This window comes from Thalassococcus sp. BH17M4-6 (assembly GCF_049323015.1).
In the GTDB taxonomy this organism is placed as follows: Bacteria; Pseudomonadota; Alphaproteobacteria; order Rhodobacterales; family Rhodobacteraceae; genus Puniceibacterium.
In genome coordinates this window covers 66,327-86,800 of the sequence record NZ_JBMPGU010000007.1, presented here as the reverse complement: position 1 = coordinate 86,800, position 20,474 = coordinate 66,327, and the positions used below count along the sequence as shown (strand labels likewise).

Below are 20,474 nucleotides of genomic sequence, written 5' to 3'. Positions count from 1 at the left end.
TGTCAGATTTAGTTGACAGTTGTAGCCTGTGACCATGATGACAAAAGTTGACACCCGGCTGACAACGCTGGCAGGCCAAAGCGATGCACCGCACGCGCTGGTGATCGGCGCCGGATTGGGCGGGCTGGCGTCCGCCATGCGGCTGGGCGCACGCGGTTACCGCGTCACGGTGATCGACCGGCTGGATGTGCCAGGCGGGCGCGGATCGTGCATCTGGAAAGATGGGCACCGTTTTGATCTGGGCCCCACGATCGTCACAGTGCCTCAGGTCTTTCGCGAACTTTGGCAGGCCTGCGGGCGCGACTTCGACACCGATGTCACGCTGAAATCCCTTGATCCCTTTTACGAGATCCGCTGGCCGGACGGGTCGACCTTTACCGCCCGGCAAAGCACGGAGGCCATGCGGGCCGAGGTGGAGCGCCTGTCGCCTGGTGACCTGAAAGGATATGACAGATTTCTCAAGGACAGCGAACGCCGCTATTGGTTCGGGTTCGAGGATCTGGGCCGCCGGTCGCTGCACCGTTTGCGCGACTTGATTGCGGTGCTGCCAACCTTTGCATGGCTGCGCGCCGACAAATCGGTCTATGCCCATGCCGCCAGCCGTGTCAAAGACGAACGCTTGCGCATGGCGCTGTCGTTTCACCCGCTGTTCATCGGCGGTGATCCGTTCAACGTCACGTCCATGTATATCCTTGTCAGCCACCTCGAAAAGGAATTCGGGGTGCATTACGCCATGGGCGGGGTCGCCGCGATTGCCAGGGCAATGGCGGATGTGATCGCCGATCAGGGCGGTGTGCTGCGGTTTGAGGCTGAGGTGGATGAAATCCTGGTCAAGAACGGCACCGCCAAGGGCGTGAAGCTGGCCAGTGGTGAGATTGTGACCGCTGACGTGGTCATATCGAACGCCGATGCCGGGTTTACCTATGACCATTTGCTGCGCAACACGCCCCGCAAGCGCTGGACGCCAAAGCGACTTGAACGGTCCCGCTGGTCCATGGGTCTTTTCGTTTGGTATTTCGGCACCAAGGGTACGGCGGACATGTGGCAGGGGGTTGGGCATCATACCATCCTCAACGGTCCGCGCTATCGTGGGCTGGTCAAGGATATCTTTATCAATGGCACCCTGTCTGACGACATGTCGCTTTACGTTCACCGGCCCGGTGTGACCGATCCCAGCGTCGCGCCGGATGGCGATGACACGTTCTATGTCCTCAGTCCGGTGCCGCATCTGGGGCATTCGGACCCGGTAAATTGGGAAACTGAGAAGCTCGCATATCTGGATAAGATGAGCGCGGTTCTCGAAGATCAGCTTTTGCCCGGCTTCCGCGATCGCATCACGGCGCAAGAGGTGTTCACCCCGAACGAATTCCGCGACCGCTACCTGTCGCCCTATGGCACCGGGTTTTCCATTGAACCGCGCATTCTGCAAAGCGCGTGGTTCCGTCCGCATAACGTGTCCGAAGAGGTGAAGGGCCTGTATCTCACCGGGGCCGGAACGCACCCTGGCGCGGGCCTGCCGGGTGTCATTTCCTCGGCCGAGGTGCTGAGCCAGCTTGTCCCCGATCCGGAGACCGTCAAATGACCCTGCGCGAGGACGATATCGCCGCCTGCGCCGAGGCGATCCGCCACGGCTCCCTGTCGTTTCACGCGGCTTCGAAACTCCTGCCCGCGTCAGTGCGCGACCCGGCGCTGGCGCTTTACGCCTTTTGCCGACTGGCCGATGACGCGGTCGATCTGCAGGCCGAAAAGGCCGCCGCGGTGCTGTCGCTTCAGGACCGGCTGGAACTGGTTTATCAGGGCCGCCCCCGCGATTCCGCCGCCGACCGCGCCTTTGCCGCCGTGGTCGAGGATTTCGAGATGCCCCGCGCCTTGCCCGAAGCTTTGCTGGAAGGGCTGGCCTGGGACGCGATGGGCCGTCGCTATGCCACGCTGTCGGACCTCTTCAGCTATTCCGCGCGCGTTGCCTCTGCCGTGGGGGCGATGATGTGCGTGCTGATGCGCGTACGCGATGCCGATGCGCTGGCCCGCGCCTGTGATCTGGGCGTGGCGATGCAGCTGACCAACATCGCGCGCGACGTGGGCGAGGACGCGCTGGAACGCAGGCTTTATCTGCCGACCGATTGGCTGGAGGCGGCGGGCATCAACCCGGAGGCATTTCTCGACAATCCCAAACCCACCCGCGCCATCCGCAAGCTGACCAAGCAACTGGTGATGGAGGCGAACCGCCTTTATATCCGGGCCGAGCCGGGGATTGCCGCGCTGCCTCTGACGGCCCGCCCCGGCATCTATGCCGCGCGTCACATCTATGCCGGGATCGGGCGCGAGGTGCAGCAGGCCGGATATGATTCGATCAGCACCCGCGCGCACACCACCCGGACGCAAAAGCTGGGGTGGCTGGTGCTGTCCGGGGTGCGGGCGGCGGGCACCCTGGTGACGCCGAAATCGCCGGTGCTTTTTGCGCGCCCCTTGAACGAGGTGGCGTTCCTTGTCAGCGCCGCGGCGCGCACCGAACCGTCGGTCTGGACGCCCAAGGACGGGCTGTTCGATGCGCTCAGCCAGTTGGCCGCGCAAGACCGTGCCCGGAAAGAAGCCTTGATAAGACGCCCGCATCGGCTTAGCTGAAAACGATGTTCTGGTTGGTCTTTGCCATCTTCCTTGCGGCCTGCTTTGCGGCGGGATCTACCGGCGGGTTGTTTCCGCCGGGTGAGTGGTATCGCAAGCTGAACAAACCGCCCTGGACCCCGCCCGACTGGGTGTTTCCCGTGACATGGACGACGCTTTACCTGTGCATGGCGACCGCCGGCGCACGGGTCGCGCTGGCCGACGGCAATGCCATCGCCATGGCGATGTGGTCATTGCAGATCGCGCTCAACGGCCTTTGGACGCCGGTGTTCTTCGGGTTGAAGAAGATCAAGCTGGGGATGGTCGTGCTGTCGGTGTTGTGGCTGTCCGTCGCGCTGACGATGCTGGCGCTTTGGCAGGTCGACTGGATCGCCGGCGCGCTGTTTGTGCCCTATCTCATCTGGGTCAGCATTGCCGGGGCGCTCAACCTGTCGGTTCTGCGCCGGAACCCGGACGAGGTCTAGAACCGCCAGTTCCTGCGCCGGGGCACCCGCACCGCCAACATCGGCTTGAGCAGAGCGGAGCGGAAGCGGCGCAGATCCAGCGCTTCGTGCACGCCCACGGTCTTTTCCCCGCCCAACGTCGTTTCGACCAGTGACCGGGAATAGAACGGCGCATCGAGCATGTTCATCACCTGACGGGGCTGGGCACCGGGATCGCCGCGGGTGTCGCGCCGAATGGCCCAAAGCGAGCGTCGAAACTGGTGCCGGTCGGGCAGGGGGATCGCATGCGCCGCGCCATCCGGGGCAAAGTGGAAGCCATGTGCCAAGCTGCTGCCGTCCAGCCGCTGCGCGTCATAGAAACAGGTGCTGCCGCCCAGCGATGGAAACCGGCCCCAGGTCCAGTAGCTGAAATCCTCTTCCAGCGCGCGCGTGCCGAAATTCGCGTCGAAATAGCCGTGGCCGTCCCATTGCCAGCCGGGCGCCTCGAGCGCGACCGAAATGTCAGAGACCGGCGCGAAGGGCCGCCAGACATGTGCGCCGTCGGGAGTCAGCAAAAGTTCCCGATCCGTGACAGCCGAAGGGGTCAGGCGGATCTGCCCGCGCACCCGGCTGATCACCGGTGGCGCGCTCACCTCGTTGATGTCGATGACCAGGGTTTGTCCGTCCCAGTGCAGGGAAGACGGGCCGACGGTAAAGCGGTCGGGCGTCTGGCGCAGCGCGGGGCGGCCCCGGTCGGTCATGGTGAACCGCCCGCCCGGCCCATAGGTCGCGACGTTGATGCAGACGTGGTCTTCCGGATCGCGACGACCGGACCAGCGGTACCAAGGCGAAAACACCGATCCGATAAACGCGATGACCGATACCGCCCGGGTGCCGCAGGCGCTTACGCCGTCGACGTACCACCAGGCATAGCCGTTTGGCGGGACCGCGAGGTTGAAGTTGGGCCCCGCAGAATCGCCGCGGCCGCATGCCCGCCGGAAATAGCCGCCATTGGCACACCCGCGCCCGGATGCACCCCGCCCCCCGCCAGCACCAGACCCGGGATCGCCGTCGTCGCCACCGGCCGATCCAGCGCCGCCGTCATGCCGTGCGGGCTTTGCCCGTAAAGCGATCCGCTGCTGCCCGGGAACAGGCGGTCGAAGTCCGCCGGGGTCGTCAGACAGCCGGGTCCCGGCCAGGGGTCCATGCTCAGGCCAAAGCGTTCCAGGGTTTGAAAGGTCTGCTGGCGACATGTCTCTGGGTCCTCCGGCTGGGGGGTGCGCCTGGTCAGCGGCGGGGCGTTGGCGATGATCTCGAACCGTTCGGTCGCGGGCGGCGGCGTGCCTTGCCCGCGATCCTCGGCGCAAAGGTAAAGCGTCGGGTCCGACGGTAGGCGCCCGTTTTCGATGTCACTGAATTCGCGCTGCGGGTCAGCGCAGAAAAAGACGTTGTGATGGGCCAGATCAAGGCCCGTCGCGTTGGCCGCAAAGCTCCAGACATTGGCCGAAAGGCTGCGCGGCGTCTTGGCCGAAGCGGCGGCGACTCCTTGCGTTTCGCGACCAAGCAAGCCGCTGGCAAGGGCGCGCGGATCGCCGTTGAAAACCACGTGGTCTGTGGGCAGAACGGTGCCATCCTCCAGCGCCACGCCGGTCACGCCGCTGCTGTCGGTCAGGATCCGGCTGGCGTGGCAGCTGTACCGAAACTCCGCCCCCTTGTCTTTGGCAAGCTGCGCGATGGCTTTTGCCAGCGCATGCATCCCGCCGCGCACACACCAGACGCCCGCCGCCTCAGCCTCCCATATCAGGGACAGAAGCGCGGGGGATTTATAGGGCGATCCGCCCACATACGTGGCATAGCGCCCGAAAAGCTGCCGCAGGCGCGGATCGGAAAAGGTGCCCTGCAACAGCGCCGCAAGCGTCTTGGTCGGGGCCATCGCGCGAAAGAGGGCAGGTTGGCGAAACGCAAGGCTTGCAAGCTGGTTGAATTGCGGCGCGGGGTTGCGCATTACCGGCGCGTCGAACCCGTCGAACAACGTTCGCGCCCGTTTCGAAAAGGCCTCGAACGCGCGCGCCTCGCGCGGGCCTGCCAGTTTTGCGATGGCTTCGGTGTTGCGGGCGCGGTCGGCGTGCAGGTCAAGCGTGCTGCCATCGGGCCACCAGTGCCGGGCCAGCACAGACTGCGGGATCAGTGAGACATGATCCTCGGTCCGGGTGCCGACATCGGCAAAAAGTGTATCGAACACATCGCGCATGGTCAGCACGGTGGGCCCGGCATCGACGCCGCCCACCTGGCGCATCTTGCCGCCTGGGGCGCCGTGGCGTTCCAGTACTGAGACGTTCAGGCCCGCATGCGCCAGCCGGAGCGCGGCGCACAGCCCACCGATACCCGCGCCGACGACGATTACGGTGCCGCCTTTACCGTCAGACGGGGGAAAACCTGCGTGTTTCATATGGCAATTCTTGACTCGGGAACTCAAGGTGTCCAGTATCATTTACACTTAGCTGTCAGTTTTGTCTGACATTGCGCGACAGGGAGAGTGACCAGATGGGTTTGCAATCGCGGATCGACGCTGCCGTGAAACACGCGGTCGCAACCGGACAAAACGGCGCGGCACCGCAAAAGCTGTCGACCGCGCTCGGCTATGCCACCACGCCGGGCGGTGCCCGCATTCGCCCGACGATCCTGATGTCGGTGGCGCTTGCCTGTGGCGATGACCGCCCCGCCCTGTCCGATGCTGCTGCGGCGGCGCTCGAACTTATCCATTGCGCCAGCCTCGTCCACGATGATCTGCCGTGTTTCGATGACGCCGACATGCGCCGGGGCAAACCCTCGGTGCACCGCGCCTACTCCGAACCGCTGGCTGTGCTGACCGGCGATTCGCTGATCGTTCTGGCGTTCGAGGTGCTGGCCCGCGCCGCACCGCACGCCCCCGACCGGGCGATGCAGCTGGTACTGACGCTGGCGCGGCAGACCGGCATGCCGGGCGGCATCTGTGCCGGGCAGGGCTGGGAAAGCGAATCCAAGATCGACCTTTCCGCATATCACCGGTCCAAGACCGGGGCGCTGTTCATCGCCGCGACGCAAATGGGCGCCATCGCCGCCGGCCAGGACGCCGATCAGTGGTACGAGCTGGGCGCCCGCATCGGTGAGGCGTTCCAGGTCGCCGACGATCTGCGCGACGCGCTTTACGATGTGGAAACGCTGGGCAAGCCGGTCGGGCAGGACGATCTGCATGGCCGCCCCAACGCCGTTGCGCAGCTGGGTGTCGAAGGGGCCATCGGACGGCTCAAGGACATCCTGTCGGGGGCCATCGCGTCGATCCCCTCCTGCCCCGGCGAGGCGAAGCTGGCCGAAATGGTGCGCCTGCAGGCCGAACGCCTGACGCCGGTGGTCGAACCGGTGCAAGCCAAGGCCTGACGGCCATGACCCTGATCAGCGAAGATCCCCCCGATCCGACCCGTGCACCGCGCGACTGGCGGACGCGTATCGCCAATATCGCCGCGCGGCCGGGCTTTCAGAAATGGGCGGCGGGAAGTTTCCTGACCCGTGCCATCGCCCGCCGCGAAGGCGCGGAGCTTTTCGATATCGTGCAGGGATTCGTGCAGTCGCAGGTGCTTTATGCGCTGGTCGAATTGCGGATTCTGCATCGGTTGAGCGACGGGCCATGCAGCAGCGGCGCGCTGGCCCAGGGCACGGGGATCACGCCAGACCGCATGGCCCGATTGTTGCAGGCCGGGGCGGCATTGCGCCTGATCACCCGGCGGCGCAACGGGGATTTCGCGATTGCGCGCAAGGGTGCGGCATTGCTGGGGGTGCCGGGGCTCGAACAGATGATCCGCCACCACGATGTCTTTTACCGTGACATGGCCGATCCGGTCGCGCTCTTGCGCGGTGAGGTGCAGACCGAACTGGCCGAATTCTGGCCCTATGTTTTTGGCGCGCATGGTGCCGTCGATCCCGAGGTCACGCACACCTATTCAGAACTCATGGCGCAATCACAGGGATTGGTGGCGCAGGATACCCTGCGCAGCGTGTCGCTGCGTGGTGTCGCGCATCTTCTGGACGTGGGCGGCGGATTCGGGGCCTTTGCCACAGCTGCCGCCAAGGCGACGCCCGATCTCAAGGTCACGCTATTCGATCTGCCGCATGTCGCGGTCGAGGCCGAAAAACGCATCGCCGCCAGCGGCCTGTCGGACCAGATTTCTGCGCAGGCTGGATCTTTCCGTGACGATCCACTGCCCCGCGATGTCGATGCGATTTCGCTGATCCGGGTGCTTTATGACCATGCGGATGACACTGTCGCGGCGCTGCTGTCCAAAATTTATGACACATTGCCGGCTGGCGGTCAGTTGATCGTGTCAGAGCCGATGTCGGGCGGCGCCCGCCCCGATCCGGCGGGGGACGTCTATTTCGCCTTTTATACCATGGCAATGCGCACCGGCACGGTGCGATCGGCAGAGCGGATCGCAGCACTTTGCAGCCACGCGGGCTTTACCGATGTCAGCATGCCACGCGCGGCGCGGCCCTATGTGACAAGCGTCGTCACGGCGATGAAGCCTGTCATATCCGTCGAATGAAAGTGTCCATATATATTGACACATAGAACTGTAAGCTTAAACTGACAGTACGACAAAAGAGCGCAGAAAGCGGATTCGATTCCGCCCCGCGCCGCAACCAACAGAGGGGAGGAAAGCCAATGCAATCGAACGCCGTCCTTCTCAGGGGCCCGCAAGATATGATCGTCGATCAGCTGACGCTGACCGATCCCGGGCCTGATGATCTTGTCGTCGACATCTTTCATTCCGGCATCTCCACCGGCACGGAAAAACTGTTCTGGTCCGGTCAGATGCCGCCGTTTCCCGGCATGGGCTATCCGCTGGTACCGGGCTACGAGGCCGCGGGCGAGGTGGTCGAGGCCGGGGCGAACACGGCCTACAAGCCCGGCGATCATGTCTTTGTGCCCGGTGCCAACTGCTATGACGGTGCTTTCGGGCTTTTCGGGGGTGCCGCGTCGCGGGTCGTGACCGCTGCGGACCGCGTGACACGAATCGACCGGGGATTGGGCGCGCAAGGCGCCTTGCTGGCCCTGGCCGCGACCGCGCGGCACGCATTGGCCGGGCTGAACAAAACCCTGCCCGATCTTATCGTTGGCCATGGTGTCCTGGGCCGTCTGCTGGCGCGCCTGACCGTGGCCGCGGGGGCGCCCGCCCCGACAGTCTGGGAAATCGATCCCGACCGGCGCGACGGGGCGACCCATTATGACGTGATCCATCCCGACAGCGACGACCGCCGTGACTATCGCAGCATCTATGACGCGTCGGGCAATGGCGCGCTGCTGAACGATCTGGTCGGTCGGCTGGCCAAGGGCGGTGAAATCGTCTTGGCCGGGTTTTACACCCAGCCGCTGCAATTCGCCTTTCCGCCCGCCTTCATGAAAGAGGCGCGGTTTCGCGTGGCGGCGGAATGGACGCCGGAGGACCTGACGGTCACCCGCGCGCTGGTGGAAAACGGCGCGCTGAGCCTTGGCGGGCTCATCACTCATGAGGCGGCAGCGCCCGACGCGCCTGCGGCCTACCAAACGGCGTTCGAAGATCCGAACTGCCTGAAAATGATTCTGAACTGGAAGGACGCCGCATGAAAGACGAAGTGCCGAATCTCAAGGATTTCGACCAGCGTCTGCGCGACGAGGCAAACGAGGATCTTGCCGACGTGATCCCCACCGAGGCCACCAAGAAAACGCAGATCATCGCGATCTACGGCAAGGGTGGCATCGGGAAATCCTTCACGCTGGCGAACCTCAGCCACATGATGGCCGAGCAGGGCAAGCGCGTGCTGCTGATCGGATGCGATCCGAAATCCGATACCACCTCACTGCTTTTCGGTGGCAAGGCCTGCCCGACGATCATCGAAACCTCGACCCGCAAGAAACTGGCGGGCGAAGAGGTGCAGATCGGCGATGTCTGCTTCAAGCGCGGCGGTGTCTTCGCGATGGAGCTGGGCGGGCCCGAGGTTGGCCGTGGCTGCGGCGGACGCGGGATCATTCACGGGTTCGAACTGCTGGAGAAGTTGGGGTTCCACGACTGGGATTTCGACTACGTGCTGCTGGATTTCCTGGGTGACGTGGTCTGTGGCGGGTTCGGCCTGCCGATCGCGCGGGACATGGCGCAAAAGGTGATTCTGGTCGCGTCGAACGACCTGCAGTCGCTTTACGTTGCCAACAACGTCTGCTCGGCGGTGGAGTATTTCCGCAAGCTGGGCGGCAACGTTGGTGTCGCGGGGCTGGTCATCAACAAGGACGACCTGTCGGGCGAGGCGCAGGCCTTTGCCAAGGCGGTGGACATTCCGGTGCTGGCCGCGATCCCGCAGGACGACGACCTGCGCAAGAAATCCGCGAACTACCAGATTGTCGGCACCGCGAAATCCCCCTGGGGCGGACTGTTCGCTGAGCTGGCCGAGGCCGTGGGCGTTGCCCCGCCCGTGCGCCCGACGCCGCTGGATCAGGACGGATTGCTGGGGCTGTTCGATGCCAAGGATACGGGTGGCGATTACCAGCTGGTGCCCGCCACCGATGCCGACATGCGCGGCAAACATGCCAAGCCCAAGACCTCGCTCGAGGTTGTGTACGACGACGCCTGATTTCGGTGCCGGAGTGGGGGCCAGCCCCCACACCCCCGAGGGTTATTTTGAACCAGAGAAGAAGACAGGACCGACTTGACCGATGAAGTGACATACGACGCCGCCGCCGAGGCCGAAGTGACCCAAGGCCATCCGCGCGATGCCGAAGTGCCTCAGGAGCCGATGTCGGCCGATGGGCTGGGCTGTCATTCCGGTGCGGAAATGCAGAAGGCCGCGCGCATGGCGGGCAATGCCGAGATGCTGGACAAATTCGCGGCAGACTATCCGCAAGGGCCGCATGATAAGCCGCAGTCGATGTGCCCGGCTTTCGGGTCGCTGCGCGTGGGCCTGCGGATGAAGCGGGTGGCGACGGTGCTGTCGGGATCGGCCTGCTGTGTTTATGGCCTGACCTTCGTGTCGCATTTCTACGGCGCCCGCCGGTCGGTCGGCTATGTGCCCTTCAATTCCGAAACCCTGGTGACCGGCAAGCTGTTCGAGGATATCCGCGAGAGCGTGCACGAGATGGCCGATCCGGATCGGTTTGATGCCATCGTCGTCACCAATCTGTGTGTGCCGACCGCCAGCGGCGTACCGCTCCGGCTGCTGCCGGACGAGATCAACGGCGTGCGCATCGTCGGCATCGACGTGCCGGGCTTTGGCGTGCCGACCCATGCCGAGGCCAAGGACGTTCTGGCCGGGGCGATGCTGAATTACGCCCGCAAGGAGATCGAGGCCGGCCCGGTCGCGCGCCCCGAAAGCGGCAAGTCCGACCGTCCGACAGTCAGTCTGCTGGGCGAGATGTTCCCGGCCGATCCGATGATGATCGGCGCGATGCTGGCGCCCATGGGCCTGGCTGCCGGACCGGTGGTGCCCTGCCGCGAATGGCGCGAGCTTTATGCGGCGCTGGACTGTGGCGCCGTGGCGGCGATCCATCCCTTCTACACCGCTGCCGTGCGCGAATTCGAAGCCGCCGGGCGCCCCATCGTCGGGTCCGCCCCAGTGGGCCACGATGGCACCGCGACCTGGCTTGCCAATATCGGCGACGCCTTCGGGATTTCGAAAGACCAGCTTGCGGCGGCACAGAATGCATTCCTGCCCGCGATCAAGGGCGCGCTGCAGGCGGCACCGATCAACGGAACGATCACGCTTTCGGGCTACGAGGGATCGGAGCTTCTGGTGGCGCGATTGCTGGTCGAAAGCGGCGCGGACCTGCGCTATGTGGGCACGGCCTGCGCGAAATCGCCGTGGTCGGCCGATGATGCGGCCTGGCTCGAATCCAAGGGCATCAAGGTCAAGTATCGCGCGTCGCTCGAGGATGATTGCGCCGCGATGGAAGCGGTGCAGCCGGATCTGGCCATCGGCACGACGCCTGTGGTGCAGAAGGCCAAGCAGTTTGGGATTCCGGCGCTGTATTACACCAACCTCATCTCCGCGCGGCCCCTGATGGGACCGGCGGGCGCGGGATCGCTGGCCGAAGTGATCAATGCCGCCATCGCCGGGAAAGAGCGGATGGGCAAGATGAAGGCATTCTTCGAGGATGTCGGCGCGGGCGATACCGCGGGCATCTGGGAAGGCAGCCCCAACCGCCGCCCCGAATTCCGCGCGCAGAACCTCAAGAAGCTCGAACGCGCCGAGAAGGCCCGTGTCGCGGCCAACGGGGGCGTGAAATGCTGATCCAGGACCACGATCGCGCGGGCGGATACTGGGGGGCGGTCTATGCCTTCTGCGCCGTCAAGGGATTGCAGGTGGTGATCGACGGCCCTGTGGGTTGCGAGAACCTGCCGGTCACCTCGGTGTTGCACTATACCGATGCGCTGCCGCCGCATGAACTGCCGATTGTCGTCACCGGTCTTGCCGAGGATGAGATGGGCAAGGGCACCGAAGAGGCGATGGAGCGGGCTTGGAAAGTGCTCGACCCGGCGCTGCCCGCGGTGGTCGTCACAGGCTCCATCGCCGAGATGATAGGCGGCGGGGTCACGCCGCAGGGCACCAACATCCAGCGCTTCCTGCCGCGGACCATCGACGAGGATCAGTGGCAAAGTGCGGACCGCGCGATGACCTGGATCTTTACCGAATTCGGCATGACCAAGGGCCGGATGCCGCCCGAGAAGAAGCGCGAAGAGGGGGCCGCCCCCCGCGTCAACATCCTCGGGCCGATGTACGGCACGTTCAACATGCCCTCGGACCTCGCAGAGATCCGCAGGCTGGTCGAAGGCATCGGCGCCGAGGTCAACATGGTGATGCCGCTGGGCGCGCACCTGGCCGAAATGCGCAACCTGGTGAATGCCGATGTGAACATCTGCATGTACCGCGAATTCGGCCGGGGCCTGTGCGAATGCCTGGGCAAACCCTACCTGCAGGCACCCATCGGGGTGGAAAGCACGACAAAGTTCTTGCGCACCCTGGGCGAGATGCTGGAACTGGATCCCGAACCGTTCATCCAGCGCGAAAAGCATTCGACGCTGAAGCCGGTCTGGGATCTCTGGCGGTCGGTCACGCAGGATTTCTTTGCCACCGCGAACTTCGCAATCGTGGCGAACGAAACCTATGCGCGCGGCATCCGCAACTACCTTGAAAACGACCTTGGCCTGCCGTGTGCCTTTGCCGTCGCGCGGACCGCGGGCAAGAAGACCAACAACGAAGAGGTCCGGGCCATGCTGCACAGCAAACGCCCGCTCGTCGTCATGGGATCGATCAACGAAAAGATGTACCTGGCCGAGATGAAGGCGGGCCACGGGCCGCAGCCGACGTTCATTCCGGCCAGCTTTCCGGGTGCGGCGATCCGGCGGCACACCGGCACGCCAATGATGGGCTACGCGGGTGCGACGTACCTGCTGCAAGAGGTGTGCAACGGGCTTTTCGATGCGCTTTTCCACATCCTGCCGCTGGGCACCGAGATGGACAAGACCGATGCCACGCTCACCCCGCTGCGCCGGGATTTCCCGTGGGACGCGGATGCCCAGGCCGAACTTGACCGGATCGTGGCCACGCATCCGGTGCTGACGCGGATTTCAGCCGCCAAGAATTTGCGCGACGCGGCAGAGGCCGCAGCGCTGAAACAAGGGGCCGAACGGGTCGTGATCGAAACCGTTCGCCAGCTTTCGACTTCAACAGGAGGACCGACATCGTGACGGACTTTACCTCGAACGGGCCGCGCGCCCATCGGAGCACGCAGAAGCGTGGCACCGAATTCCTTTTCTACTTCACGCTCATTTTCCTCGTGGCGGTGCCTTTCGCCACGGTGTTCTGGGTCGTGGAGGTGTTCCAGAAGCAGACGCTCAACCTGCACGGGCCGCTGGCCCGGGCCTGGGCCGAAGCCGACCGGATCACACCGCTCATTTTCCAGGCCTGAAAGCCCTGGAATCCGAAACTGACTGTCCGGGGGCAACCCCGTGCAGACAGGCCCGCGGGGGTTCGCCCCCAAAGGACCCAGCCGCAGGGGTTGCGGCGTCAGCAATAACATTCCGGAGGAAAGTTCATGGCTGATAATTCCGACCTGTCCTTCACAGGTCTTACTGACGAGCAGGCCCAGGAGCTGCATTCCGTCTACATGAGCGGCCTTTGGCTGTTCTCGGCGGTTGCAGTGGTCGCACACCTTGCGACCTTCATCTGGCGTCCGTGGTTCTGAGGGAGACATAGAAAATGGCAAAGTTCTACAAGATCTGGCTCGTCTTCGACCCCCGTCGCGTGTTCGTGGCGCAGGGTGTCTTTCTCTTCCTGCTGGCAGCAATGATCCACATGGTCGTGCTGGCAAACGGTGTGAACTGGTTCGAAACCGCCGCATCGGCAGGCATGTAAGCGCCCGAAACGGGCGATGCTTGCACGTCAAGACAGCATCGCCGCGGGCAGCCGACGCATGTCGCCGGTTGCCCGCGGCAAACCAAAAAACGAATTGAAATGACGGTCGACGTCCTGACACGACGCGCCGCCAAACGCGGAGATCAAGAAGATGGCCTTGCTCAGCTTCGAGAAAAAATATCGCGTCCGCGGAGGGACGCTGATCGGCGGCGATCTGTTCGACTTCTGGGTAGGCCCCTTCTACGTGGGCTTTTTCGGGGTCACGACCGCCTTCTTCGCCTTGTTGGGAACCATCCTCATTTTCTGGGGCGCGGCGCATCAGGGCACATTCAACCCTTGGCTTATCAACATCGCGCCGCCTGACCTGAGCTATGGTCTGGGTGCGGCGCCGCTGATGGAAGGCGGGCTGTGGCAGATCATCACGATCTGTGCGACCGGCGCGTTCATCAGCTGGGCGCTGCGCGAGGTCGAGATCTGCCGCAAGCTGGGCATCGGTTATCACGTGCCCTTTGCCTTTGCCTTCGCGATCCTGGCCTATGTCACGCTGGTGATCTTCCGGCCGCTGCTGATGGGCGCCTGGGGGCACGGCTTTCCCTATGGCATCTTCAGCCACCTCGACTGGGTCAGCAACACCGGCTACGCCTATCTGCACTTCCATTACAACCCGGCCCACATGCTGGCGGTGACACTGTTCTTCACCACCACACTGGCGCTCGCGTTGCATGGCGGTCTGATCCTGTCGGCGGCCAACCCCGAAAAGGGCGAGGAGATGAAGACGCCGGATCACGAAGACACGTTCTTTCGCGATTTCATCGGCTATTCCATCGGAACGCTGGGCATTCACCGCCTGGGCTTCCTGCTCGCAATCAATGCCGTCTTCTTCTCGGCGGTCTGCATCATCATCTCGGGCCCGGTCTGGACCAAGGGCTGGCCGGAATGGTGGAACTGGTGGCTGGAGCTTCCGCTCTGGGGCTCAAACGTGGGGATGTAAGACATGATCGAATATCAGAACATATTCACGCAGGTCCAGGTCCAGGGCGCCCCCGAATGGGGTATGGACGACAGCGGCAAGGCCAAGGCCGAACGCGGCACCTGGGCCCGGTTTTCCACCCTCGTGGGCTGGATCGGAAACGCACAGCTTGGCCCTGTCTACCTGGGCTGGACCGGGCTGCTGTCGATCCTGACCGGGATCCTCGCGCTCAACATCATCGGGATCAACATGCTGGCGCAGGTCGGCTGGTCGATCCCGGAGTTTCTGCGCCAGGGCTTCTGGCTGGCGTTGGAACCGCCAAGCCCCGAATACGGGCTGACCATCCCGCCGCTCTATGACGGCGGCTGGTACATCATCGCCAGCTTCTTTCTGCTGGTGTCGGTGATGACCTGGCTTCTGCGCAGCTACCTGCTGGCGGCAGAGCACAAGATGGGCAAGCACGTCTTCTGGGCCTTTGCCAGCGCTGTGTGGCTGTTCCTCGTGCTGGGTCTCTTCCGCCCGATCCTGATGGGATCGTGGTCAGAGGCGGTGCCCTACGGCATCTTTCCGCACCTCGACTGGACCACGGCGTTCAGCATCCGGTACGGCAACCTCTACTACAACCCGTTCCACTGCCTCTCGATCGTCTTCCTTTATGGCTCGGTTCTGCTGTTTGCCATGCACGGGGCGACGATCCTGGCCGTGACCCGCTACGGCGGCGACCGGGAGCTTGAGCAGATCGTCGACCGCGGCACCGCCTCGGAACGCGCGGCCCTGTTCTGGCGCTGGACCATGGGCTTCAACGCCACGATGGAAGGCATTCACCGCTGGGCTTGGTGGTTTGCGGTACTGACCCCGATCACGGGCGGCATCGGCATCCTGCTCACCGGTACGGTCGTGGACAACTGGTTCATCTGGGCCCAGGAGCATCACTTCGCTCCGATGTATGACGGCAGCTACGGCTACGATGCATACGGCTCTTATGAAGCCTTCATTGGACAGGAGAACTGATATGCTTCCCCAATGGTTCAACAAGTGGAACTCGGAGAACAAGACCGACATCTACGGTCCTGCGATCCTGGTGGGGGCATGCGGTGCGGCGGTCCTCGTCGTGGCGGCGCTGGTCAGCTTTGGCCAGCCTGCCGCCACCGACAGCCTGCAGACCGGGCCGCGCGGCACCGGGATGTCCCGACCCGAGTTCAAGGCCGACCTCGCCACCCCCGATCCCACGATCGAGGCGATGTATACCGACGAACCCTTCGTGCCCGAGGGCGGTGAAACGCTGGCCAAGGATGCCTATGAGAACGTCCAGGTGCTGGGCGATCTGACCGAGGACAACTTCAACCGGGTGATGGCTGCCATCACCCAGTGGGTTGCCCCCGAACAGGGCTGTGCCTACTGCCACGGCGATGTCGGCATCGAGGAATACGGCAACGACGATCTTTACACCAAGGTCGTGTCGCGCCGGATGATCGAGATGACCCAGAACCTGAACGAGAACTGGGATGGTCACGTGAACGCCAACAAAGAGGTCGGCGTGACCTGCTACACCTGCCACCGCGGTCAGAACGTGCCGTCGGACATCTGGTTCAAGCTGGGCGAAGTCAGCGCGCCGATGACTGGCTGGGGCGGCGTGCAGAACAAGGTGACGATGCAAAGCTCCTACACCTCGCTGCCGTCCGACGCGCTCGAGGCCTATCTGCTGAACGGCGAGTCGATCAAGGTGCACGACCTTGAATCGCATGTCGATATCAAGCCGACCGCCGAGGACTACCCATCCTGGCAGGATGCCGAACGCACCTTCTCGCTGATGAACTATGTCAGCAACTCGCTGGGTGTGAACTGCGTCTTCTGTCACAACAGCCGCGCCTTCTACGACGCGGGGCAGGTGACGCCGCAATGGGCGACCGAGCTTCTGGGCATCGACATGGTGATCGAGCTGAACAACGACTATCTCGTGCCGCTGCAGGACGTCTATCCGCCGGAACGGCTTGGCCCGGTCTTTGCCGACGCGCCCAAGGCTGCCTGCCGGACCTGCCACAAGGGCTATCAGCAGCCGCTGCAGGGCACCAACGTGATCGGCAACTATCCCGAGCTCGCCGCTTCGGGTCCGCCGGACTACGAACAATAACGGGCAGGGGCGGTTTCGCGCCGCCCCGCCCCAGCCGGATCCGGTCGGATCACTCCCATGAACCGACCGGGTGTCGGGGCTCAACACCCCGGTTCCCTTCCTGTTGGCTACAGGAGCGGCGTCACGTCCTGGGCACCCCCCGTAGAGGACGTGACGCCAACCACCCATCCTCGCAGGAGGCTGCCATGACCAGACCCGAAACCCCGACACTCGACCGCATCGCCGGCCCCGCCGATCTGCGGCAGATGGACGACACGACGCTGGCGCGCCTGTCTGACGAGCTGCGGTCCGAGGTGATCTCGGCCGTGTCGGAAACCGGCGGGCACCTGGGGTCCTCTCTGGGTGTCGTCGAACTGGCCGTGGCGATCCACGCCGTCTTCAACACCCCGATGGACAAGCTTGTATGGGATGTCGGTCACCAGTGCTATCCGCACAAGATTCTGACCGGCCGCCGCGATCGGATCCGCACGCTGCGGCAGAAGGATGGGTTGTCCGGCTTCACCAAGCGCGCGGAATCCGAATTCGACCCCTTCGGCGCCGCACATTCCTCGACCTCGATCTCGGCCGCGCTGGGCTTTGCCGTCGGGCGCGACATGGGCCGCCCCACCGGCGACGCGATTGCCGTGATCGGCGACGGTTCGATCAGCGCCGGGATGGCGTACGAGGCGATGAACAACGCGGGCCACGAAGGGCGGCGGATGTTCGTCATCCTCAACGACAACGAAATGAGCATCGCGCCACCGGTGGGGGCGATGTCCTCCTATCTCTCGCGGCTGTATGCGAACGAGCCGCTGGCGCGGATGAAATCGCTGGCGGAAGGGTTCGAATCCGCGCTGCCCGCCCCGATGCGCGACGGCGCAAAGCGCGCGCGCCAGCTTGTGACGGGCGCGATTGCCGGCTCCGGCACCCTGTTCGAAGAACTTGGGTTCGAATACATCGGCCCGATCAACGGCCACGACATGACCCAGCTGCTGCCGGTGCTGCGCGCCGCGCGCGCCCGCGCCACCGGTCCGGTGCTGATCCACGTCTGCACCGTCAAGGGCAAGGGCTTTGCCCCCGCTGAAACCAGCGCCGACCGTGGCCACGGCGTGTCCAAGTTCGATCCGGTGACCGGGGCGCAGGCGAAATCCAAACCCAACGCCCCCAGCTACACCAAGGTGTTCGGCGAGGCGCTGACGGCCGAGGCCGCGCGTGATCCCAACATCGTCGCCGTGACGGCGGCCATGCCCTCGGGCACCGGGGTGGATATCCTGGCCAAACGCTTTCCCGCCCGCGTCTTCGACGTGGGCATCGCCGAACAGCATGGCGTGACCTTTGCCGCCGGCATGGCCGCCAGCGGGCTGAAGCCGTTCTGCGCGATCTATTCCACCTTCCTGCAGCGCGGCTATGACCAGATCGTGCACGATGTGGCCCTGCAAGGCCTGCCGGTGCGCTTTGCCATCGACCGCGCCGGGCTGGTGGGCGCCGACGGGGCCACCCATGCGGGGGCCTTCGACATCGCCTATCTCTCCAACCTGCCCGGCTTTACCGTCATGGCCGCCGCAGATGAGGCGGAACTGGTGCATATGGTCGCCACCGCCGCCGCGCATGACGCGGGGCCCATCGCGTTCCGCTATCCGCGCGGCAGCGGCACCGGTGTGACCCTGCCGGACCGCGGCGAGGTGCTGCAGATCGGCAAGGGCCGCGTGTTGAGCGAAGGCACCGACGTGGCGCTCCTGTCCTTTGGCGCGCACCTTGAGGAATGCAGGGAGGCGGCGATGCTGCTTGAATACGACGGGATCAGCGTCACTATTGCCGATGCCCGCTTTGCCAAGCCGCTCGACATGGAGCTGATCACCCAGCTGGCCCGCCATCACAAGGCGCTCATCACCATCGAGGAAGGTGCGCGCGGCGGCTTTGGCGCGCATGTTCTGCAGGAAATGGCGGCGCGCGGTCTGCTGGATCGCGGACTAGCGGTTCGCACGCTGACGCTGCCGGATCGGTTCATCGATCAGGCCAGCCCCGACGAGATGTATGCCGATGCGGGCCTCACGCGGAAGGACATTGCCACCGCGGCCTGCCAGGCGTTGGGGCGGGATCAGAAGATCGTTCCGCTCCGCTCGGTCTGAGATATCGTAGGGTGGGTTTGTAACCCACCTTTCGCCAACGCCGTCATGGTGGGTTGAAAACCCACCCTACGCTGGTCCGGAAAAATCGGGGAAAACCGGTCAGGCCTGCGCCAGCATCTCTGGCGAAAAGATCCTGTCGGCATAGGTATCGAGATAGATCCGCAGCCAGGGCGTGAACCGGGCCGGGGTAGCCTTGACCTGCTCCAGAAGCGCGCCGTAGCTGACCCATGCGGTGTCCATCACCTCTTCGGGGTTGGGCACCAGCGGCATGTCGGCCCCGGCGTCTGCGACAAAGATGTCGACGACCTCGTGTTCGATCAGCCCGCCACCCACATCGGCGCGGTATTCCACCCGGTCGCGGTAGTCCGGCACCAGCCCGGTGATCCCCAGTTCCTCGGACAGACGACGCTGAGCGCAGTCAAGGCTGGCCTCGTCCCAGTCGGGATGGGTGCAGCAGGTGTTCGCCCACAGACCGGGCGTGTGATACTTGCCCAACGCGCGGCGCTGGATGAGCACCTGTCCGTCGCGGATCACGAAAACCGACACGGCCTTGTGGCGCAGGCCTTTGACATGCGCCTCGAGCTTGTCCACGGGCACCAGTTGGCCGTCGACCCATGCCGGTATCTCAATCGTCATACATGCGTCTCCCGGACGAGGCCGGTCAGATGACCCAGGTTCTTCAACCCGATCTTGATATGTGCCATCGGCCGCGCCTTCACGAGCTTCTTGTTCATATAGGCCTCGAACGTCAACCGCTGCACGTCGATGTCATGGCACAGCGACACGAAGCGTTCGCGCCGGGAATCGCTGCGGTAATAGGCGTTCTGCATCGACGCCAGCACCCGGAACACCGTCTTGTGCTCGCGCATGAACAGCTTGCGCGCCAGCATCAGGTTCTTGACCTTGCCGGTGGCCAGCGTCGCCGCGGCGGCGGTGGCGGCCACGCGCCCGCCGACCATGGCGTAATAGATGCCTTCGCCCGAGGACGGCGCCACGACGCCGGCGGCGTCACCGGCCAACACCACGTCCAGGCCGTTGTCCCAGCGGTCCAGCGGCTTTAGCGGGATGGGCGCGCCTTCGCGGCGCAGGGTTTCGCAATCCGTCAGACCGCTGGCCGCGCGCAGATCGGCGGTGGCCTGTTTGAGGTTCACGGACCCCACCTCGGTTCCCATGCCGACCGAACAACTGTCGCCATGCGGAAACACCCAGCCGTAGAAATCCGGGCTGATCGCGCCGTCATAGATCACGTCGCAGCGTACCGGGTCATAGGTCGCGTTGGCGGGCGGGGCCTTGATGATCTCGTGATAGGCAAGAACATAGGGAATACTGTCGCCGCCCGGCACTTCGGTCCGCCCGACGCGGGAGCGCGCGCCATCGGCCCCGATGATGAGTTTCGTTTCAAGCGTGCGTTCTTCGCCGCTGGCCTTTTCGCGGTAGACGACGCGGGTTCCGTCCTGCCGCTCGATCCGCAGGTAGGTGCCGGTGAAAAGCTCCGCTCCCGCCGCGACCGCGCGCTCGCGCAGGAACGGGTCGAAATCCTTGCGATCCACCATGCCGACAAAGCCGTTTTCGATCGGGATATCGACCTGCCGCCCGGTGGGAGAGATCATGCGGGCGGTGTTGACCTTGGCCACCAGCTGTTCGTCGGTGATGTGGAAATCCTCCATCAGCCGGGGCGGGATCGCGCCGCCGCAGGGTTTGATCCGTCCGTCGCGGTCCAGCAGCGCCACGCGGTGACCCGAGCGGGCCAGATCCTCGGCGGCGGTGGCGCCGGACGGCCCGCCGCCCACAACAACAACATCGAACAT

Annotated in this window: 20 protein-coding genes; 16 read left to right on the top strand and 4 right to left on the bottom strand. The window is 64.4% G+C overall.

The features are described from left to right. Positions 1-58: 58 nt before the first annotated feature. The 3 genes from ACOXXX_RS11635 to tspO are packed head-to-tail and all read left to right on the top strand — an operon-like array spanning position 59 to position 3,086. Positions 59-1,582 (top strand): phytoene desaturase, encoded by a 1,524-nt coding sequence (locus ACOXXX_RS11635; protein ID WP_422826892.1) that lies wholly within the window; start codon positions 59-61, stop codon positions 1,580-1,582. Beyond that, the gene (gene crtB / locus ACOXXX_RS11630; RefSeq protein WP_422826756.1) at positions 1,579-2,622 is read left to right on the top strand and encodes a 15-cis-phytoene synthase; all 1,044 of its coding nucleotides are present in this window, start codon (positions 1,579-1,581) and stop codon (positions 2,620-2,622) included. The genes ACOXXX_RS11635 and crtB overlap by 4 nt, the downstream gene beginning before the upstream one ends. A 5-nt stretch (positions 2,623-2,627) precedes the next feature. Beyond that, positions 2,628-3,086 carry a tryptophan-rich sensory protein TspO gene (gene tspO, locus ACOXXX_RS11625; protein WP_422826755.1) on the top strand — a complete coding sequence of 153 codons (459 nt, stop codon included), beginning with the start codon at positions 2,628-2,630 and terminating at the stop codon, positions 3,084-3,086. Here tspO and crtC read toward each other — a convergent pair. Both crtC and crtD read right to left on the bottom strand, forming a co-directional pair. Further along, a complete protein-coding gene (gene crtC, locus ACOXXX_RS11620; protein WP_422826891.1) occupies positions 3,083-3,919 on the bottom strand; it encodes a carotenoid 1,2-hydratase in 837 nt (278 codons plus the stop codon). The two genes, tspO and crtC, sit on opposite strands and share 4 nt — an antisense overlap. A 29-nt stretch (positions 3,920-3,948) precedes the next feature. Next, positions 3,949-5,493 carry a 1-hydroxycarotenoid 3,4-desaturase CrtD gene (gene crtD / locus ACOXXX_RS11615; RefSeq protein WP_422826754.1) on the bottom strand — a complete coding sequence of 515 codons (1,545 nt, stop codon included), beginning with the start codon at positions 5,491-5,493 and terminating at the stop codon, positions 3,949-3,951. Positions 5,494-5,588: 95 nt separating this feature from the next. Between crtD and ACOXXX_RS11610 the strand changes: the two genes are divergently transcribed. The 13 genes from ACOXXX_RS11610 to dxs all read left to right on the top strand — a co-directional run bounded on the left by ACOXXX_RS11610 (position 5,589) and on the right by dxs (position 18,666). Next, entirely contained in the window at positions 5,589-6,461 is an 873-nt protein-coding gene (locus ACOXXX_RS11610; protein WP_422826753.1) for a polyprenyl synthetase family protein, read from the top strand. A 5-nt stretch (positions 6,462-6,466) separates the two neighbouring features. Further along, positions 6,467-7,621, top strand: coding sequence for a methyltransferase (locus tag ACOXXX_RS11605; RefSeq protein ID WP_422826752.1), 1,155 nt, complete (start codon positions 6,467-6,469; stop codon positions 7,619-7,621). Positions 7,622-7,740: 119 nt separating this feature from the next. Then, a complete protein-coding gene (gene bchC / locus ACOXXX_RS11600) occupies positions 7,741-8,682 on the top strand; it encodes a chlorophyll synthesis pathway protein BchC (RefSeq protein ID WP_422826751.1) in 942 nt (313 codons plus the stop codon). Further along, a complete protein-coding gene (locus tag ACOXXX_RS11595) occupies positions 8,679-9,680 on the top strand; it encodes a chlorophyllide a reductase iron protein subunit X (RefSeq protein WP_422826750.1) in 1,002 nt (333 codons plus the stop codon). Before bchC ends, ACOXXX_RS11595 begins: the two co-directional genes overlap by 4 nt. A 75-nt stretch (positions 9,681-9,755) precedes the next feature. Further along, positions 9,756-11,333, top strand: a complete 1,578-nt coding sequence (bchY, locus tag ACOXXX_RS11590) for a chlorophyllide a reductase subunit Y (RefSeq protein ID WP_422826749.1) — start codon at positions 9,756-9,758, stop codon at positions 11,331-11,333. Next, positions 11,327-12,790 carry a chlorophyllide a reductase subunit Z gene (bchZ, locus tag ACOXXX_RS11585; RefSeq protein WP_422826748.1) on the top strand — a complete coding sequence of 488 codons (1,464 nt, stop codon included), beginning with the start codon at positions 11,327-11,329 and terminating at the stop codon, positions 12,788-12,790. Before bchY ends, bchZ begins: the two co-directional genes overlap by 7 nt. Then, positions 12,787-13,011 (top strand): cytochrome PufQ, encoded by a 225-nt coding sequence (pufQ, locus tag ACOXXX_RS11580; protein WP_422826747.1) that lies wholly within the window; start codon positions 12,787-12,789, stop codon positions 13,009-13,011. Before bchZ ends, pufQ begins: the two co-directional genes overlap by 4 nt. Before the next feature lie 126 nt (positions 13,012-13,137). Continuing rightward, positions 13,138-13,287, top strand: coding sequence for a light-harvesting antenna LH1, beta subunit (gene pufB / locus ACOXXX_RS11575; RefSeq protein ID WP_114509227.1), 150 nt, complete (start codon positions 13,138-13,140; stop codon positions 13,285-13,287). 14 nt (positions 13,288-13,301) lie between these two features. Next, a complete protein-coding gene (pufA, locus tag ACOXXX_RS11570; protein ID WP_114509226.1) occupies positions 13,302-13,457 on the top strand; it encodes a light-harvesting antenna LH1, alpha subunit in 156 nt (51 codons plus the stop codon). Positions 13,458-13,608: 151 nt separating this feature from the next. Next, positions 13,609-14,448 (top strand): photosynthetic reaction center subunit L, encoded by an 840-nt coding sequence (gene pufL / locus ACOXXX_RS11565; protein WP_422826746.1) that lies wholly within the window; start codon positions 13,609-13,611, stop codon positions 14,446-14,448. A gap of 3 nt (positions 14,449-14,451) precedes the next feature. After that, positions 14,452-15,438, top strand: coding sequence for a photosynthetic reaction center subunit M (pufM, locus tag ACOXXX_RS11560; RefSeq protein WP_422826745.1), 987 nt, complete (start codon positions 14,452-14,454; stop codon positions 15,436-15,438). A 1-nt stretch (position 15,439) separates the two neighbouring features. After that, positions 15,440-16,558 carry a photosynthetic reaction center cytochrome PufC gene (gene pufC / locus ACOXXX_RS11555; RefSeq protein ID WP_422826744.1) on the top strand — a complete coding sequence of 373 codons (1,119 nt, stop codon included), beginning with the start codon at positions 15,440-15,442 and terminating at the stop codon, positions 16,556-16,558. Positions 16,559-16,743: 185 nt separating this feature from the next. Further along, entirely contained in the window at positions 16,744-18,666 is a 1,923-nt protein-coding gene (dxs, locus tag ACOXXX_RS11550) for a 1-deoxy-D-xylulose-5-phosphate synthase (protein WP_422826743.1), read from the top strand. A gap of 99 nt (positions 18,667-18,765) precedes the next feature. On the opposite strand, the gene idi is transcribed toward dxs, so the two are convergent. After that, on the bottom strand, positions 18,766-19,302 hold the full coding sequence (gene idi / locus ACOXXX_RS11545) for an isopentenyl-diphosphate Delta-isomerase (RefSeq protein ID WP_422826742.1): 537 nt from the start codon (positions 19,300-19,302) through the stop codon (positions 18,766-18,768). Continuing rightward, positions 19,299-20,474: a geranylgeranyl diphosphate reductase gene (locus ACOXXX_RS11540; RefSeq protein ID WP_422826741.1), complete on the bottom strand. Its 1,176-nt coding sequence runs from the start codon at positions 20,472-20,474 to the stop codon at positions 19,299-19,301. The genes idi and ACOXXX_RS11540 overlap by 4 nt, the downstream gene beginning before the upstream one ends.

Coding starts and splice junctions, on each gene's coding strand:
- crtB (WP_422826756.1), top strand. CDS start 1,579: ATGACCCTGCGCGAGGACGATATCGCCGCCTGCGCCGAGGCGATCCGC.
- pufM (WP_422826745.1), top strand. CDS start 14,452: ATGATCGAATATCAGAACATATTCACGCAGGTCCAGGTCCAGGGCGCC.
- pufB (WP_114509227.1), top strand. CDS start 13,138: ATGGCTGATAATTCCGACCTGTCCTTCACAGGTCTTACTGACGAGCAG.
- idi (WP_422826742.1), bottom strand. CDS start 19,302: ATGACGATTGAGATACCGGCATGGGTCGACGGCCAACTGGTGCCCGTG.
- pufC (WP_422826744.1), top strand. CDS start 15,440: ATGCTTCCCCAATGGTTCAACAAGTGGAACTCGGAGAACAAGACCGAC.
- bchC (WP_422826751.1), top strand. CDS start 7,741: ATGCAATCGAACGCCGTCCTTCTCAGGGGCCCGCAAGATATGATCGTC.
- ACOXXX_RS11540 (WP_422826741.1), bottom strand. CDS start 20,474: ATGTTCGATGTTGTTGTTGTGGGCGGCGGGCCGTCCGGCGCCACCGCC.
- tspO (WP_422826755.1), top strand. CDS start 2,628: ATGTTCTGGTTGGTCTTTGCCATCTTCCTTGCGGCCTGCTTTGCGGCG.
- dxs (WP_422826743.1), top strand. CDS start 16,744: ATGACCAGACCCGAAACCCCGACACTCGACCGCATCGCCGGCCCCGCC.
- bchZ (WP_422826748.1), top strand. CDS start 11,327: ATGCTGATCCAGGACCACGATCGCGCGGGCGGATACTGGGGGGCGGTC.
- ACOXXX_RS11610 (WP_422826753.1), top strand. CDS start 5,589: ATGGGTTTGCAATCGCGGATCGACGCTGCCGTGAAACACGCGGTCGCA.
- pufA (WP_114509226.1), top strand. CDS start 13,302: ATGGCAAAGTTCTACAAGATCTGGCTCGTCTTCGACCCCCGTCGCGTG.
- ACOXXX_RS11595 (WP_422826750.1), top strand. CDS start 8,679: ATGAAAGACGAAGTGCCGAATCTCAAGGATTTCGACCAGCGTCTGCGC.
- crtD (WP_422826754.1), bottom strand. CDS start 5,493: ATGAAACACGCAGGTTTTCCCCCGTCTGACGGTAAAGGCGGCACCGTA.
- ACOXXX_RS11605 (WP_422826752.1), top strand. CDS start 6,467: ATGACCCTGATCAGCGAAGATCCCCCCGATCCGACCCGTGCACCGCGC.
- pufL (WP_422826746.1), top strand. CDS start 13,609: ATGGCCTTGCTCAGCTTCGAGAAAAAATATCGCGTCCGCGGAGGGACG.